Raw genomic sequence first — 16,644 nt, forward strand, 5'->3', positions numbered from 1 at the left:
ACGCCGCGATGACAACCTGCTCCGAACGGCGTTCGCCCCTCGCCGAGAGCGCCCAAAAGCAGCGTCCGAGACGGGCCAGGAAAAATGATGCGAACGTGGAATGCACGTGCGCGTCGAGAAGATTTTCTGCAACGACTGTGTTGCCTATGCTATCTAAAAATCGCTGCTTCGGAGTAATCCCCGCCCCATGAAATCCCAGCGGCCCATAACCTCAGACGACGAGCACCGGGTGCTCCAGTTCAGGCCGCGCACGACGCCCTCTCCGGTGGTCCACCGGGGCAGCGGTATCGTACAGCCACTGCATGCAGCGACGCCCGAGCCGCTCGACCTGTCTCGCTACGAGCAGCCGCGCGAGGAGACGGACGATTTCCGCCATCGCATGCTCGCCAATATCGCCGCGCTCGCCTTCACCATCGCGCTGATCGCAATCGGGATCTGGCTCGCCGTCAGCATCGCCGATCTGCGCCGGACCCAGGATTGCGTGCTGATGGGCCGTCGGGACTGCGTCAAGATCACGACGCCGCACATCTAGGCCTCACCCCGGCCCCAAGGCCGTGCCCCCGGTGGACACCGCTCCGGACCGGCGTCCCCAGGCCTGTCCACGGCCCTGTCCGGCTCCATTGAACTCAGGGCGGCGCTCCGATATACGGGCTCTCGACCCATCCAGAGGGGGGTTAGAGGGCGTCATTTGGGGCGCGATGCCCACCCACCGTGCCACTCTGGGATATCTGAAAAATACCTGCAATATATCAAAGGCTTAGTGATGTCCTCTACATTCGATCAGGTCGCTACGATCATCGCTGAAACCTGCGACATCCCGCGCGACACGATCACGCCGGATAGCCACGCCATCGATGACCTCGGCATCGACAGCCTCGATTTCCTGGACATCGCGTTCGCGATCGACAAGCAGTTCGGCATCAAGCTGCCGCTGGAAAAGTGGACGCAGGAAGTCAACGACGGCAAGGCCACCACCGAGCAGTATTTCGTGCTGAAGAACCTGTGCGCGCGCATCGACGAGCTGGTTGCCGCCAAGGGCGCGAGCGCCTAATCGGGCGATCATGCAACTCGAATACTTCCACATGATCGATCGCATCGTCGACCTCAAGGTCGACGAGAAGACGATCGTCGTCGAGGCCCAGGTCCCCCAGGAGAGCACCATCTTCGAGGGGCACTTTCCGGGCTATCCCCTGATGCCTGGCGTGCTGCTGATCGAATCGATGGCGCAGGCTTCGGGCTTTCTCCTGCTTGGCGTCTTGAAGTTCGAGCGCATGCCGATTCTGGCCGCCGTGAAGGAAGCCAAGGTGCGCGGCTCGGTGTTTCCGGGTGACCTGATGACCCTCGAGGCGAGCGTGGCCCATGAGGGCTCGGGCTATGCCATGACCGAGGCCAAGATCCGGGTCGGCGGCAAGCTGCGCGCGAATTCGACACTCACCTTCACGCTGATCCCCTTCCCCAATGCGGATATGCGCGGATACATGGACGCGGTCGCGCAACGCGTCGGCTTTCCGCAACAGGCCGTCTCGCCATGACTGACACCGCTTCGAAGCCGGGCCAGACCGAAGTCTGGATCACCGGTATTGGTCTTGCCACCTCGCTCGGCGAAGGTCTGGACGCCAACTGGGCTGCGCTCCAGGAGAAGCGCACCAATGTCGACGAGAAGGGCTTTGCGCCCTTCATCGTGCATCCGCTGATGCCCGTGTCCTTCGACAGCCAGATCCCGAAGAAGGGCGACCAGCGCCAGATGGAAGCCTGGCAGCGCATCGGCGTCTATGCCGCGGGTCTCGCGCTCGACTCGGCCGGTATCAAGGGCAACAAGGACATCCTGTCCAAGATCGACATGGTGGTGGCCGCCGGCGGCGGCGAGCGCGACCTCAATGTCGACACCGGCGTGCTCAACGCCGAAGCCAAGGGCGCCAATGCACCCGGCTTCCTCAACGAGCGGCTGATGAGCGATCTCAGGCCGACGCTGTTTCTGGCGCAGCTCTCCAATCTGCTCGCCGGCAACATTGCCATCGTCAACGGTCTCGGCGGCACCTCGCGCACCTTCATGGGCGAAGAGGTTGCGGGCGCCGATGCGCTGCGCATCGCGCTGTCGCGCATCGCCTCGGGCGAGAGCGACATTGCGCTGGTCGGCGGCTCGCACAATGGCGAGCGCAAGGACCTCCTGGTCCTCTACGAATTCGGCGACTTCAACCTGAAGGACAAGTTCGCCCCCGTGTGGGCGCGCAAGGACCACGCCGGCTTCGCGCTCGGTTCGGCCGGCGCGTTCCTGGTGCTGGAATCCAAGGCGCATGCAGAAGCGCGCGGTGCCAAGCCTTACGCCAAGCTGTCGAGCGTGGTGACGGATCTCGCCCGCCGCAAGCAGTCCGGGGACATGAAAGCGACGCTGGACAAGCTCTGGGACAAGCTGCCCAAGCGCGACGGCAAGGGCGCAATCATCTCGGGCGCGACAGGCGCGGAGCCGGCAACGTCCGAGGAGCGCGACTTCCTGAAGAAGCACGCCGACTTCCCGGTACGCGCCACCGGTACGATGTTCGGGCACACCATGGAAACGCAATTCCCGCTCGGGATTGCGCTCGCGGCGCTCTCGATCTCGCGCGGTGCGCTGTTCCCGCCGAACGATTCGACCGGCACCGAGATTGAAATGCAGGGGGCGCCCACCCAGATTGTCGTGGTGGGAGCCGGACACTGGCGCGGCGAAGGCATGGCGCTGGTCGAGGCGATAAGCTAGAGCGCGCAGCGCTTTAGCCGGTTGTTGTTTTGAGCATGATCTGGTCGGAAAACCGCGTCACACTTTTCCGGATCATGCTCTAGCTCTATCTGGGGACGATCGACATGACTGCACCACGCGACAAACTCGGGCGTCCCGTTGTCGTCGTTACCGGCATGGGCATCACGACCTCGCTCGGCGCCGGCAAGGCCGACAATTGGTCGAAGCTGGTCGCGGGCGAATCCGGCATCCGCACCATCACGCGCTTTCCGGTCGACGGCCTGAAGACCACGATGGCCGGCACGGTCGATTTCGTCAGCGTCGATCCGTTCTCCTCCACCGGCCTGTCCGAACGCATGGCGGAGCTGGTCACCCAGGAAGCCCTCGAGCAGGCCGGCATCGGCGCCAAGGGCGATTTTCCGGGCCCCCTCTTCCTCGCGGTCGCACCGGTCGAGGTCGAGTGGCCGCAGCGCCGCGAGCTCGGCCGCGCCGTCGGCTCGCCCGACTTCACCTACGACGATCTGTTGCGCATCTCCGGCGGCGGCAAGTACACCGCCTATCACCACCGCTTCATGTTCGGCTCGGTCGCAGCCCACCTCGCCGAGACCTTCGGCACCAAGGGCTCGCCGATCTCGCTGTCGACGGCCTGCGCCTCCGGAGCCACCTCGATCCAGCTCGGCGTCGAGGCGATCCGCCGCGGCGAGACGGATGCGGCACTTTGCGTCGCCACCGACGGCACCGTGAATCCGGAAGCCTTGGTGCGCTTCTCGCTGCTCTCGGCGCTGTCGACCCAGAACGATCCGCCGCAGGCGGCCTCCCGCCCCTTCTCCAAGAACCGCGACGGCTTCGTCATGGCAGAGGGCGCAGGCGCCCTCGTGCTCGAAAGCTATGAGGCGGCCACCGCGCGCGGCGCGAAGATTCTCGGCGTGATCGCCGGCTGCGGCGAACTCACCGATTCCTTCCATCGCACCCGCTCCTCGCCCGACGGCAAGCCGATCATCGGCTGCATGAACAAGACGCTGGCCGATGCCGGCATGACCCCGGACCAGATCGACCACATCAACGCGCACGGCACCGCGACGCCCGAGAACGACAAGATGGAGTTCAACACGACCTCGGCCGTGTTCGGCGATCTCGCGCAGAAGATTCCGGTCACGTCGAACAAGTCGATGGTCGGCCACACCATCTCGGCCGCAGGCGCGGTCGAGGCGATCTTCTCGCTGCTGACGCTCGAGCATCAGCGCATTCCGCCGACCATCAACTACGAGACGCCGGATCCCACGATCCTCTTCAACGTGGTAGGCAACAAGGCGCGCGACGCCCGCGTCACCGCGGTGATGTCGAACTCGTTCGGCTTCGGCGGCCAGAACGCCTCGCTGATCCTGACCCGCGAACCGGCCTGACCGGACGCAAGCCATGGCGCTGATTCCCATCAGCACGAAGATTCGTGCGCGGAATGCAGCCAAATCGATCGGCGGAGGCCTGATCGGCGCTGCCACCGTCGGCATGCTGCGCACGACTCGCTATTTCGACCCGGTCAAGACTTCGGACTTTTTCGCGCGCGTCACCAAGACGATCGGTCCGCGCCTGCGCGAGCATCGCATCGGTCGCGCCAACCTGACCGCAGCCTTTCCCGAGAAGTCGCCGGACGAGATCGAGCAGATCCTGATGGGCGTCTGGGACAATCTCGGTCGCGTCGGCGCCGAGTTTGCCCATATCGATCATATCTGGGACTACGACCGCGCCCATCCGGAGCGCAGCCGGATCGAGCTTCCGCCGCGCACCGTCGAACTGCACGATCAACTCAGGGACGACGGCAAGCCGGCGCTGATCTTCGCCTCGCATCTGGCCAATTGGGAATTGCCGGCGCTCGCCGCCGTCGCGCACGGGCTCGACACCGCGATCCTCTACCGCCGTCCGAACATTGCGTCCGCCGACCGCATCATCGAGGAGATGCGCCAGGTCAACATGGGCACGCTGATCCCGGCGGGCCGCGACGCCCCCTTACGGCTCGCGCAGGCGCTCAAGGACGGCAAGCACGTCGCCATGCTGATCGACCAGTATCTGACCGGCGGTGTCGAGGTCACCTTCTTCGGCCGCAAGACCCGCGCCAACCCGATGCTGGCGCGCCTGCTCCGCCAGGTCGAATGCCCCATCCACGGCGTCCGCATCATCCGTCTTCCCGGCTACCGCTTCCGCGCCGAGCTCACCGAAGAGATCCCGCCGGTGCGCGATGCCGAGGGCAAGATCGACGTCCAGGGCACGACGCAGGCGATCACCGATGTGGTGGAAGGCTGGGTGCGCGAATATCCCGAGCAGTGGTTGTGGCTGCACCGGCGATGGCGGTAAGGCACAAGGCTCTGCCGACAGCGAAGCGACGGTGACTTTGCGCGCGGGCGCCGATTCGACGAGTTCGCGTCACGACTTAACCGCCGCCAGCGCCGCCAACCCTCCGGTCACGGTTCTACTGTGCATGGGGTTGTTTTGCGGATTTGAGTGGCCGGGCCGGTGCCGCGACCGGCCGCGCCCCTACCTTCCCGTCTTCACCCTGGTCCAGAGCCGGTTGATGATGCGCTGGGTGGCGGGATCGCGGGCGGTGATGACGAACAGTTTTGCGAGCGTGGCGTCGTCCGGATAGATGTTCTTGTCGTTCAGAATTTTCGGATCGACCAGCTTCTGGCTAGCGAGGTTGCCGTTGGCGTAGGACAGGAAGTCCGAGTTCTTGGCGGCCACATCCGGGCGGTAGAGGTAGTTGATCAGCTCGTAGGCCTCTTTGACGTTCTTGGCATCCGCAGGGATCGCGAGATTGTCGAAGAACATCTGCGCGCCCTCCTTCGGAATGGCGTAGCCGATCTCGATGCCGTTCTTCGCCTCGGCCGCGCGAGCGCGCGCCTGCATGATGTCGCCGGACCAGCCGACCACGAAGCAGATCTCGCCGGTCGCGAGCGCGCTCAAATATTCGGACGAGTGGAACTTGCGCACGAAGGGGCGGATCTTGGCGACCACGTCGGCGGCCTTCTCGAGGTCGGCCTGCTTGGTCGAGTTCGGATCGAGCCCGAGATAGTTCAGCGCCGCCGGAAAGATGTCGTCGGCGGAGTCGAGCATGTGCACGCCGCAGTCCTTGAACTTGGCGAGGTTCTCCGGCTTGAAGACGATGTCCCAGCTGTCGATCTTCGCATCCGCGCCCAGGATCTCCTTCACCTTGGCGACGTTGTAGCCGATGCCTGTCGTGCCCCACATGTAGTTTGCGGCAAACGCGTTGCCGGGATCGTAGGTCGCGAGATTCTTGGTCACCATCGGCCAGGCGTTGGCGAGGTTCGGCAGCTTCGACTTGTCGAGCTTCTGGAAGATGTTCGCCTTGATCTGGCGCTGCAGGAAGTAGGCGGTGGGCACCACCACGTCGTAGCCGGACTTGCCGGCCATCAGGCGCGTCTCCAGCGTCTCGTTGGCGTCGAAGGTGTCGTAGACCACCTTGATGCCGGTCTCCTTGGTGAAGTCATCAAGGACATCGGGCGCCATGTAGTTCGACCAATTGTAGAAGTTGACGACGCGCTCCTCGGCCCCGGCGGGTGGCGAGAGCAACGTCAGCGCGGCGGCGATTGCAAAACCAAGGCAAAGCCCCAAGCGGCCGACGTTCGTCATCTCGGTCTACCTCTTGCGTCCGCGTATCGCGTCCGACAGCCGCTCCAGCGCGGTGTCGAGCGTCTGATCCTTCTTGGCAAAACAGAAACGGACCACCGAGGTCACGGGGTCCTGCTCGTAGAACGCCGAGACCGGGATCGCGGCGACCTTGTAGTCCTTCACGATCCGCCAGCAGAACTCGGCGTCACTCTCGTTGAGCCCGAGCGGCGACAGGTCGACGGTCAGGAAGTAGGTGCCCTGCGACTTCAGCACGGGGAAGCCCAGGCTTTCGAGCCCCTTGGTCAGGCGGTCCCTGCTCCGCGTCAGGTCCTTGCGCATCGACAGGAAGTACTCGTCGGGCTTGCCGAGGCCATAGGCGACGGCGGCCTGGAGGTTCGGCGCGGTCGTGAAGGTGAGGAACTGATGCACCTTGGCGGCGACGCGCAGCAGCTGCGGCGCGGCGCAGACGAAGCCGATCTTCCAGCCCGTGAGCGAGAAGATCTTGCCGGCCGAGCCGACCTTGATGGTGCGCTCGCGCATGCCGGGGATGGTGATCAGCGGGATGTGCTTGTGCTCGTCGAAGGTGACGTGCTCCCAGACCTCGTCGCAGATCGCGATGACGTCGAACTCCTGGCAGTAGCGTGCCAGCAGCTCGAGGTCCTCGCGCGGATAGACCACCGCCGACGGATTCAGTGGATTGTTGAACAGCACCGCCTTGGTCTTTGAATTGAAGACGCTTTTCAGCATGTCCTCATTCAGCCGCCAGCCCGGCGGCTCGAGCCGCACCAGGCGCGGAATGCCGCCGGCCTGGCGGATGATCGGCAGGTAGGAATCATAGACGGGTTGGAAGCAGACGACCTCATCGCCGGGCTGCACCACCGAGAGGATCGCCGAGGTCAGCGCCTCGGTGCCGCCTGATGTCACCATCACCTCGCTCATCGGATCGAGCTCGAGGCCGTGCCAGTGGCCGTAATGGGTCGCGATCGCCTGGCGCAGCTCCGGGATGCCCATCATCGACGGATACTGGTTGTAGCCGTTGAGCGAGGCGTCGGCCGCGGCGCGGCGGATGTCCTCGGGGCCGGGATCGTCGGGAAAACCCTGGCCGAGATTGATGGCGTTGTTGTCGCGTGCGGCCTGCGACATCGCCTCGAAGATGGTGACGGGAAGGTCGGCGAAGACCTTGTTCAGCGAGGAGCTCTTGGTCGTCATCTCGGAGTTAGCCGCCGACCTTGCTGGGAAGCCCCGCCGCCTTCCAGCCCAGCATGCCGCCGGCCAGATGCTTGTCGTAGGGCAGGCCCGCGGCCTGGGCGGCGAGCGAGGCGGTCACCGATCGCTTGCCCGAGCGGCAGGCGAACACGACCTCTTTGCCTTGGGGATCGGGGATGGCCTTGGGATCGAAGGTCGAGAGCGGGACGACCACGCCGTAAGGGTAAGCCTCGGCCTGGACCTCGTTCGGTTCACGGACGTCGACGAGCAGATAGCGGCCCTCCGCGGCACCCTTGGAAACCTCCTCGGGGGTCAGATCCTGAACTTGATTTGCCACATCATCCTCCAACGTCGCGGGTCGCTCGCCGGGCGATCCCGGCCGGCGGGCAACCTCGCCTCTCGGCATGCGAAAATCAAGCGCTACAAAGGCTTGAGCTGCCTTGCGCAAGTTAAAGCTAAATCGCAGCGACTTGAAGCGCGGCTTTGGCTTGCCTGCCTAGATCGTCACCTGCGTACCGACCTCGACGACGCGCCCCGAGGGGATCTGGAAATAGTCGGTGGCATCGTTCGCCGAGCGGCTGAGCGAGATGAACAGCCGGTCCTGCCAGCGTGGCATGCCCGAATGGGCAGCGGGCTTGAGCGCCCTCCGCGACAGGAAGAACGAGGTCGACATGATGTCGAACTGCCAGCCGAGCTTGCGGGCGATGGCGAGGGCCTTGGGCACGTTCGGCGATTCCATGAAGCCGAACTTCAGCGTCACCTTGGAGAAGGTGGGGCTGATCGCATCCAGCTTCACGCGCTCGGCCGGATCGATGCGCGGGGTCTGCGCGGTCTCGATGGTGAGAATGACATTCTTCTCGTGAAGCACCTTGTAGTGTTTCAGGCTATGCATCAGCGCGGTCGGGGCGCTCAGGGGATCGCTGGTCAGGAACACCGCGGTTCCGGGCACCCGCTGTGGCGGCCGCTTCTCGAGCATCGCCACGAGGTCGGCGAGCGGGAACTCCAGCTTGCGCGACTTCTCGAACAGCAGACGGCTGCCGCGTCGCCATGTGTACATCATGATGATCATGAGCGAGCCGAGCGCGAGCGGCACCCAGCCGCCCTCGAACACCTTGAGCAGATTGGCGGCGAGGAAGGTCAGGTCGAGGAACAGGAACGGCGCGATCAGGGCGGCGGCGGCGAACGGCGACCACCGCCATACCTTCCAGATCACGACAAAGCCCATCATCGCCGTGACCACCATGGTCCCGGTCACGGAGATGCCGTAGGCCGAGGCCAGTGCGCTGGATGAGCGGAACAACAGCACCAGGAGCACCACCGCGACCAGCAGCAACTGGTTGATGCGCGGTATGAAGATCTGGCCGGAATGGGCTTCCGACGTATGGCGAATTTCGAATCGGGGCAGCAGGCCAAGCTGGATCGCCTGCCGCGTCAGCGAATAGGCGCCGGTGATGACGGCCTGGCTTGCGATAACGGTGGCGGCAGTCGCGAGCACGACCATGCCGCCGCGCATCCAGCCTTGCGAAAATAGCTGGAAGAACGGGCTCTCGATGGCGGCGGGATCGGCGAGCACGAGCGCGCCCTGCCCGAGATAGTTCAACGCCAGCGACGGCAGCACGATGAACAGCCAAGCGGTCTGGATCGGCCGCTTGCCGAAATGGCCGAGGTCGGCATAGAGCGCCTCGGCACCAGTGACCGCCAAGAACACCGCGCCCAGCGTCACGAAGCCGATGATGCCATGATGCAGCATGAAGGACACGGCGTAGAGGGGGTTCAGGGCAAACAGCACCTGCGGCTGCGCGATGATCGGGTGGATTGCCGCCACAGCGATCACCGCAAACCAGACGCACATGACGGGTCCGAAGAATGCCGCAACGCGGGCGGTGCCGCGGGATTGCACGGCGAACAGGACCACCAGGATCACCACTGTCAACGGAACGATGTAAGGCTCGAACGTGAGGGTGACGTCCTTCATGCCTTCGATCGCCGACAGCACCGAAAGTGCCGGCGTGATCACTGCGTCGCCGTAGAACAGGGCGCCGGAGATGATGCCAAGCATGACAATGGTCGCCCCGCGGGTGCCGACTGCTCGCTGGGCCAGCGCCATCAGAGCGAGCGTACCCCCCTCGCCGTTATTGTCGGCGCGGAGCAGGATCACGACGTATTTGAGCGTCACCACGACGATCAGCGCCCAGAGGATCAGGGAGACCACGCCGAGAATGGCCACTGTAGTCGGCGCGCCTTCGGCGCCGGACGCCGCGATCACCGCCTCGCGGAACGCGTAGAGCGGGCTGGTGCCGATATCGCCATAGACGACGCCGATGCTGCCGAGCGTCAGCGCGCCGAAACCGGCGGTGGTGTGGGCATCGCCATGCCCATTGGCCGCCGCCGTTTCCGGGGCGGGAACTGCTACGTCACTTGTCATGGAGAGCCTGGTGGCCTCTAAAAATGCTTCACTGCACAACGGCTGAAGAGAGCGCGCGGCTTATAGTCCTGCGCTGCCGGCATAGCCTAGCCCGATTCTGGGCCCTTGGCATGCAAAATTCACATAGGTCCGCAAATTGCGCTCCCACGGAAGCCCTCAAATGGTGACCTGGGTTCCAACTTCAACCACCCGCCCGGTCGGAATCTGGAAGTAGTCGGTGGCGTCGTTGGCAGAGCGGCTGAGGGCGATAAACAGATGGTCCTGCCAGAGAGGCATGCCCGACTGCGCCGAGGCTTTCAACGAGCGCCGCGACACGAAGAACGACGTCGACATGATGTCGAACTGCCAGCCCTGCTTGCGCGCGATCGCGAGGGCCTTGGGCACGTTTGGCTGCTCCATGAAGCCGAAGCGCAGGCGGACTTTCGAGAACTTCTCGCTGATCTTCTCCATGCGGAAACGCTCCGACAGATCGACCCGCGGCGTGTGCGCGGTCTCGATGGTCAGGATGACGTTGTGCTCGTGCAGCACCTTGTTGTGCTTGAGATTGTGCAGAAGCGCGGTCGGCACGAAGGCGGGATCGCTGGTGAGAAACACCGCCGTGCCTTTGACGATGTGCGGCGGCCGTTTCTCCAGGCTGCGGATCAGGTCGTCCAGCGGCACCTCGATCCGGCGTGTCTTCTGAATCAGGATCCCGGAGCCGCGCCGCCAGGTCCAGATCGTCCCCGCCATCGCCACGCCGAACAGCAGCGGCACCCAGGCGCCTTCGAGCAGCTTCAGCAGATTGGCACTGAAGAAGGTCATGTCGACCATGACAAAGGGCAGAATCACGGCCGCAGCGGTCGCGGCCTTCCAGTTCCACAATTTCCAGATCACCACAAACCCCATGATGCCGTCGGCGACCATGGTTGTGGAGACGGCGATGCCATAGGCCGAAGCGAGGTTGCTGGGCGTGTGGAACAACAGCACCAGCAGCATCACGCCGATCAACAGCAGCCGGTTGACGCGCGGCAGATAGATCTGGCCGGCATGGGTTTCGGAGGTGTAGCGCACCTCGAAACGCGGCAGGAGCCCAAGCTGCACCGCCTGATAGACCAGCGAATAGGCGCCGGTGATGACCGCCTGGCTGGCGATGACGGTGGCCGCGGTTGCAAGCCCGACCAATGGCAGCACCAGATGCTCGGGCACCATGCGGTAGAACGAATGCTCGATCGCACCTGGGTTGGACAGCACCAGCGCGCCCTGCCCGAAATAGTTGATCAGCAGCGACGGCAGCACGAAGAACATCCAGGCCGACTGGATCGGCTTGCGGCCGAAATGACCGAGATCGGCATAGAGCGCTTCGCCTCCGGTCACGGCGAGGAAGACGGCGCCGAGCGTCACCAGGCCGATCGTGCCGTGCGACAGCAGGAACTGCAGGGCGTAATAGGGATTGATCGCAGCCAGCACCGTGGGATCGTCGGCGATGTGGATGACGCCAAGCACCGCCAGGACGGCAAACCAGACCACCATCACCGGCCCGAAGGCCGAGGCCACCAGCGCGGTCCCCTTGCTCTGCACCGCGAACAGCAGCACCAGGATCAGCACCGTCAACGGCACGACATAATGCTCGAACGCGGGCGTTGCGAGCTTGAGGCCGTCGACGGCCGACAGCACCGAGATCGCCGGCGTGATCATGGAATCACCAATGAACATGGAGGCGCCGACGACGCCGAGCGCGAGCAGGAACCAGCTCCGCCGCCCCAGCGCACGCTGGCCGAGCGCCATCAGCGAGAGGGTGCCGCCCTCCCCGTTATTGTCGGCGCGCAGCAGCAGCAGAACGTATTTGGCGGTGACGACGATCAGCAGCGCCCACAGGATCAGCGACAGCACGCCGAGCACCATGATCCGTGTCACGGGCTCGCCGTGGGCCGCGCCTCGAACCGCCTCGTGGAACGCGTAAAGTGGCGAGGTGCCGATGTCGCCGAACACGACACCGATGCTCCCGAGCGTAAGGGCCCAAAAGCCCGAGGTGACCGGGCCTTCCTGGGTCTCAGCCGATGTGATGCTCGCCGTCATGAGGGTGGAAAACGCTTCGTCCCTGGAATTGATCCGGCGCCTTTTGACGCTTCCAGCGCACCTGTCAATCGGCCAGCCACCATAGCAGGCGCCACGGCGGATGTAGTGACGAGGCGGCCACGTTCTTCGCCTGCGCGACTGATTGCCTCAGGTAAGATGGTAGCGCAAGAAAATTTAGGGCTTCAAGTTCGGAGGCAGCGGCGGATCTTCACGCATCAAGGTGATGGTCACGCGGCGGTTCGCGGCGAGCGACGGATCGTCCGGGAACAGCGGCTGGGTGTCCGCCTTGCCGGAGACGGCGAAGATGTGCGACGGCGGCAGGCCCTCGCGCTCGAGAATCTGGCGCACCGCATTGGCGCGGTCGGCCGACAAGTCGAAGGCGCCGTAATCGCTGCGGGTCGGCACGAAGCCGGCCGCGGTGTGGCCTGCGATCGAAACGCGCAAGGGGGTCGCCTTGAGCGGAACCGCCAGCTTCTCGATCAGGCGGCGGGTGCGGTCGTAGGGCACCTTGGAACCATCTGCGAACATCGAGCGGCCGTCCTGGTCGACGATCTCGAGGTTGAGACCCTGCTTGGTCTCCTCGAACATGATGTGCTTGGACATCTCGGTCAGTTCCGGCATGTCCTGCAACGCCTGGCGCAACGAGGCCGCAGCGAGCGCGAAATTGCGGTCGATCTTCATCTTCGCACCCTGAGTGCGGTCGCGATCCTCCTGATCCGGCGTCGGCGTGTTGGAGGCGTCCTCGGGCTCGATGTGATCGACATTCTTCAGGCGTGGGCGGGTCGGCAGGCCATCGGACTCGATGATGCCGGCGTAGCGCGCTTCGCTCTGGACGCCGAAGGCGTCACGCATGGAGCCGGCGACGACCTTGAGCTTGTTGGCGTCCTGGGTCGAGAACGCCACGAGCATCACGAAGAAGCTCATCAACAGGCCCATCAGGTCGGCGAAGGTCACGAACCAGCCGTGACCGCCACCGTGAGCATCGCCGCGCTTCTTCTTGGCCATCTCTCAATATCCGGACCGGGCGGCGTTAGGCCGGCACCGGCTCGCCCTCGGCATGGCGATGCTTCTCCGGCAGATAGGCCAGCAGCATTTCGCGCACGAGCGTCGGGCTCTTGGAGTCGCGGATCATGAGGATGCCGTCGATGATGAGCGTGCGGTTGGTTTCCTCGTCGAGCAGCTTGCCGTGCAGCTTGTCCGCGATCGGCAGACAGAACAGGTTCGCCACGAGCGCGCCGTACAGCGTCGCGAGCAGTGCGGTCGCCATGAACGGGCCGAGCTTGGACGGGTCGGTCATGTTCGCGAACATCTGCACCATGCCGATCAGGGTGCCGATCATGCCGAATGCCGGGGCGCAATCGCCGATGGCGCGGTAGATCTTGCTGCCCTCGTCGAGGTGCATCAGGAAGTTGTCGCGGTCGCGCTCGAGATTGTCGCGGATGAAGTCGAGGTCGTAGCCGTCGGCAACATAGCGGATGCCCTTGGCGAGGAACGGCTCGTCGGTCTCGACCTTTTCGAGGCCGACCGGTCCCTGCTTGCGGGCGATCTCGGCGATACGGGCGAGTTCGTCGACCAGGTCGTGGGCCGACAGCCGGCTCATGGTGAAGGCGAATTTGGCGCCGAGCGGCAGACCGTGCATCAGCGCAGACAGCGGGAAGCGGATCATCGTTGCCGCCGTCGATCCGCCGAAGATGATGATCATCGCATGTTCGGAGATGAACATGTGAAGATCGCCGCCCAAGAGCATCATGGTGGCGATGACGCCAAAGCCCACCACAAGGCCAACGCCCGTCATGATATCCATGGGAGACTCCAACGCGAACGCAACAACGGCCGTCCTGGCCGTTGGCACGGCCCAACCCCGAGCCGCGTCGGAAACCCTAGAGCGCCGCCCTTAAAGCCGCGTAAAGGTTAAGTTCATCCGACGCGACCGAGCGGCGCAACGCGACGGAAGGATGGCGGCTTTGCCGTTACGCGACATGAATCTCAACACTTTGCTAACCATAATTGCGGCGCGTCAGGACGATAATCCTGTCAGCTCCAGGCTGAGCACGCGCAGGCGCCTGCGCGCGTCGGCATCATAGGCCTGCGGATTGGCGCGGGCTTCGTTCATGCCGTTGAAGAACACGCCGCTCTTGCCGGCGACGTCGTCGCCTTCGACCAGATGCAGGATCGCGGCGCCGCCCTGCTCCACCGTCGAGATCGGCGTGATGCCACCGGCACGGACCATGGTCGTGTTCATGTAGGTCGCCGGATGCAGCGCGTTCACGGTGATGCCGGTGCCCTTCAATTCCTCTGCGAGATCGATCGTGAACATGATCTGCGACAGCTTGCTCTGCGCGTAGGCACGCGACCCGCTATAGCCCTTGGTGATCATGACATCGTCGAAATCGACCGGATGCTGGCCGAGCGAAGCGACATTGACGATGCGCGAAGGCGCGGCGGCCTTCAGCAACGGCAGCAACAGACGCGCGAGCAGGAAGCCCGAAAGATAGTTCACGGCAAAGCGCAGCTCGTAACCGTCGCAGCTCTCCTGGCGTTGCGGCCCGTCGCTCTGCGAGCCGATGCCGGCATTGCTGACGAAGATATCGAGACGCTTGTGATCGCGTATCACGGCCGCGGCGAGCTCGCGCGTGCCGGCCATCGACGATAGATCGGCCCGATAGAAGGTCGGCGCAGCATGGCCGGCCCTCACGATCTCGTCGATCAGCGCATTTGCGCGCTCGGCACTCCGGCCATGGATCAGGACATCAGCGCCCTCGGCGGCAAGGCGGCCCGCGACATAGCGCCCGACACCATCCGTCGAGCCCGTGATCAGCACCGTCTTGCCGCGCATGTCCATGGCGTTACCTTTAGGGCTCAGTGGATCTCCGCGGAGCGCTTCAGCGCGGCCTTGAGCTTCTCCAGCGAGAAGTCGGGGCTGCGCGCGATCTCCAGGATCGGCGTCTCGCGGCGGCCACAGAGCTCGGCGGCCTCGGGGAGTTTCGCGGCGACGTCGAGCGGGATCACGATCGCGCCATGCTGGTCGGCATGGATCAGATCGTCCGATTTCACGGTCATGCCGGCAACGCGCACCTCGCCGCCAAAGCTCTCGGCATGCACCCATGCATGCGACGGGCCGATCGAGCCGGCCAGCGCCTGGAAGCCAGGAGCCCATTGCGGGATGTCGCGGATCGAGCCGTCGGTGATGACGCCGAGGCAGCCGAGTGCCTTGTGCACGTTGCTCTGCACTTCGCCCCAGAACGCGCCGTAGCCGACATCAGGGCCATCGATGTCCTGGATCACCGAGATGCGCGGCCCAAAGCCGGTGCCGACATATTCGTAGTACTCGATGCGGCGTTTCGACTGCTCTTCGGCCGGCAACGAGGACTTCAGCACCGAACGGATCGCGACGGTGCGGGCGTAGCCGACGATGGGCGGCAGATCCGGGAACGGGCAGACCAGCTGCTTGGTGGTGTAGCCGATCAGCCGGCGCTCAGGCGCCACGATCTCCATGGCGTTGCAGATCGTCGGCGTATCGTAGCGGCCCAGTGCTTCAAGGACGGAAGCGGGCAGCGGCCCGGTCGCGGAATTGGTCACGGCGTTCTCTCCCAGATTGGCGGCCGCTGTTGGCGCGGTGCCGCCGGCACTGGGCGATATAGCCGAGATCGGGCCTCAACCCAACTCAGGCGCTCTCATGGCAGATATCCGCGTGCGATCGCTCAGTGCAACCGTCCGGGCCGGTCATCGTCGTGAGGCGGCTCGGACAGGCTTGCCATCGTCGGTGCCGACGGCGGCGACGAGACCTCGCCGGCCGCAGGGGCCGCGGCTTCCGTCGCGCGCGCCTGGTCGCGGTAGGATTTGTAGCCGAGCGGCAGGCAGAGGAGATAGAGCACCGTGCCGGCCGAGAGCACATGCCAGGGATAGGCGATCAAGAGCGCGATGAAGACGATGACAGCGACGAACGCCGGCAGCACCAGCTCGGGTGGCACGCGCATACGCTTGGTCTTGCCGGAGAACACCGGCAACCGCGAGACCATCAGGAAGGCGATCAGCAACGTATAGGCGGCGGTCAAAGCCGCGGGCGCGCGACCGAGCTCGAGGAACGCGACGTAGATCGGCAGCAGCACGGTGATGGCACCGGCCGGCGCCGGCACGCCGGTGAAGAAATTGGCGGCGAAGGCGGGCTTGTTCGGATCGTCCATGGTCGCGTTGAAGCGCGCGAGCCGCAGGCCACCGGAGATCGCAAACACCATCGCGGCGATCCAGCCGGCATTGCCGAGCTCGTGCAGCTGCCAGAAGTACAGCATCAGGCCGGGCGCGACGCCGAAATTGACGAAGTCGGCGAGGCTGTCGAGTTCGGCGCCGAACTTCGACTGGCCCTTGATCATGCGCGCGACGCGGCCGTCGATGCCGTCGAGCGCGGCGGCGAACACGATGGCGTAGACGGCGAGCGACATTCGCCCTTCGATCGACAGCCGGATCGAGGTCAGGCCGGCGCAGATCGCCAGCAGCGTGATGACGTTGGGCACCAGCATGCGCACCGGGATCGGGCGGAACCGCCGGCGGCGAAGGTCGGGATCTCTGTAGTCGTAGGGCGTCATAGGCTCGTCCTCACCTGTAGACGAGATATAGCAAGTCGCCT

Annotated in this window: 16 protein-coding genes; 6 read left to right on the forward strand and 10 right to left on the reverse strand. The window is 64.6% G+C overall.

The window, feature by feature from the left end:
• The first annotated feature begins 187 nt into the window (after window positions 1-187).
• The 6 genes from XH90_RS22290 to XH90_RS22315 all read left to right on the forward strand — a co-directional run bounded on the left by XH90_RS22290 (window position 188) and on the right by XH90_RS22315 (window position 5,062).
• Window positions 188-532 carry a hypothetical protein gene (locus tag XH90_RS22290; protein ID WP_194476482.1) on the forward strand — a complete coding sequence of 115 codons (345 nt, stop codon included), beginning with the start codon at window positions 188-190 and terminating at the stop codon, window positions 530-532.
• 231 nt (window positions 533-763) lie between these two features.
• Window positions 764-1,051 carry an acyl carrier protein gene (locus XH90_RS22295; protein ID WP_007592476.1) on the forward strand — a complete coding sequence of 96 codons (288 nt, stop codon included), beginning with the start codon at window positions 764-766 and terminating at the stop codon, window positions 1,049-1,051.
• Between the two features lie 10 nt (window positions 1,052-1,061).
• Complete coding sequence (locus tag XH90_RS22300) at window positions 1,062-1,532, forward strand: 3-hydroxyacyl-ACP dehydratase FabZ family protein (RefSeq protein WP_194476483.1); 471 nt, start codon at window positions 1,062-1,064, stop codon at window positions 1,530-1,532.
• Complete coding sequence (locus tag XH90_RS22305; protein ID WP_194476484.1) at window positions 1,529-2,734, forward strand: beta-ketoacyl-ACP synthase; 1,206 nt, start codon at window positions 1,529-1,531, stop codon at window positions 2,732-2,734. The genes XH90_RS22300 and XH90_RS22305 overlap by 4 nt, the downstream gene beginning before the upstream one ends.
• Before the next feature lie 104 nt (window positions 2,735-2,838).
• Window positions 2,839-4,116 (forward strand): beta-ketoacyl-ACP synthase, encoded by a 1,278-nt coding sequence (locus tag XH90_RS22310; RefSeq protein ID WP_194476485.1) that lies wholly within the window; start codon window positions 2,839-2,841, stop codon window positions 4,114-4,116.
• A gap of 13 nt (window positions 4,117-4,129) precedes the next feature.
• On the forward strand, window positions 4,130-5,062 hold the full coding sequence (locus XH90_RS22315; protein ID WP_194476486.1) for a lipid A biosynthesis lauroyl acyltransferase: 933 nt from the start codon (window positions 4,130-4,132) through the stop codon (window positions 5,060-5,062).
• A gap of 180 nt (window positions 5,063-5,242) precedes the next feature.
• On the opposite strand, the gene XH90_RS22320 is transcribed toward XH90_RS22315, so the two are convergent.
• From XH90_RS22320 to XH90_RS22365, 10 genes are all read right to left on the reverse strand, one after another.
• Window positions 5,243-6,355 carry a polyamine ABC transporter substrate-binding protein gene (locus tag XH90_RS22320; protein ID WP_194476487.1) on the reverse strand — a complete coding sequence of 371 codons (1,113 nt, stop codon included), beginning with the start codon at window positions 6,353-6,355 and terminating at the stop codon, window positions 5,243-5,245.
• A 6-nt stretch (window positions 6,356-6,361) separates the two neighbouring features.
• Window positions 6,362-7,543: an aminotransferase gene (locus XH90_RS22325; RefSeq protein WP_194476488.1), complete on the reverse strand. Its 1,182-nt coding sequence runs from the start codon at window positions 7,541-7,543 to the stop codon at window positions 6,362-6,364.
• Window positions 7,544-7,550: 7 nt separating this feature from the next.
• Window positions 7,551-7,877: a rhodanese-like domain-containing protein gene (locus XH90_RS22330; protein ID WP_194476489.1), complete on the reverse strand. Its 327-nt coding sequence runs from the start codon at window positions 7,875-7,877 to the stop codon at window positions 7,551-7,553.
• A gap of 159 nt (window positions 7,878-8,036) precedes the next feature.
• Window positions 8,037-9,965: a potassium transporter Kup gene (locus XH90_RS22335; RefSeq protein ID WP_194476490.1), complete on the reverse strand. Its 1,929-nt coding sequence runs from the start codon at window positions 9,963-9,965 to the stop codon at window positions 8,037-8,039.
• Between the two features lie 156 nt (window positions 9,966-10,121).
• The gene (locus XH90_RS22340) at window positions 10,122-12,020 is read right to left on the reverse strand and encodes a potassium transporter Kup (protein WP_194476491.1); all 1,899 of its coding nucleotides are present in this window, start codon (window positions 12,018-12,020) and stop codon (window positions 10,122-10,124) included.
• Between the two features lie 174 nt (window positions 12,021-12,194).
• Window positions 12,195-13,025 carry a flagellar motor protein MotB gene (locus XH90_RS22345; RefSeq protein ID WP_194476492.1) on the reverse strand — a complete coding sequence of 277 codons (831 nt, stop codon included), beginning with the start codon at window positions 13,023-13,025 and terminating at the stop codon, window positions 12,195-12,197.
• A gap of 25 nt (window positions 13,026-13,050) precedes the next feature.
• Window positions 13,051-13,824, reverse strand: a complete 774-nt coding sequence (locus tag XH90_RS22350; protein WP_057759060.1) for a motility protein A — start codon at window positions 13,822-13,824, stop codon at window positions 13,051-13,053.
• Between the two features lie 213 nt (window positions 13,825-14,037).
• Complete coding sequence (locus tag XH90_RS22355) at window positions 14,038-14,862, reverse strand: SDR family NAD(P)-dependent oxidoreductase (RefSeq protein WP_194476493.1); 825 nt, start codon at window positions 14,860-14,862, stop codon at window positions 14,038-14,040.
• Window positions 14,863-14,879: 17 nt separating this feature from the next.
• Window positions 14,880-15,599: an RraA family protein gene (locus XH90_RS22360; protein ID WP_194476494.1), complete on the reverse strand. Its 720-nt coding sequence runs from the start codon at window positions 15,597-15,599 to the stop codon at window positions 14,880-14,882.
• A 122-nt stretch (window positions 15,600-15,721) separates the two neighbouring features.
• On the reverse strand, window positions 15,722-16,603 hold the full coding sequence (locus XH90_RS22365; RefSeq protein ID WP_194476495.1) for a phosphatidylcholine/phosphatidylserine synthase: 882 nt from the start codon (window positions 16,601-16,603) through the stop codon (window positions 15,722-15,724).
• Window positions 16,604-16,644: the final 41 nt, after the last annotated feature.

The sequence above is a fragment of the Bradyrhizobium sp. CCBAU 53338 genome, assembly GCF_015291665.1.
Lineage (GTDB): Bacteria > Pseudomonadota > Alphaproteobacteria > Rhizobiales > Xanthobacteraceae > Bradyrhizobium.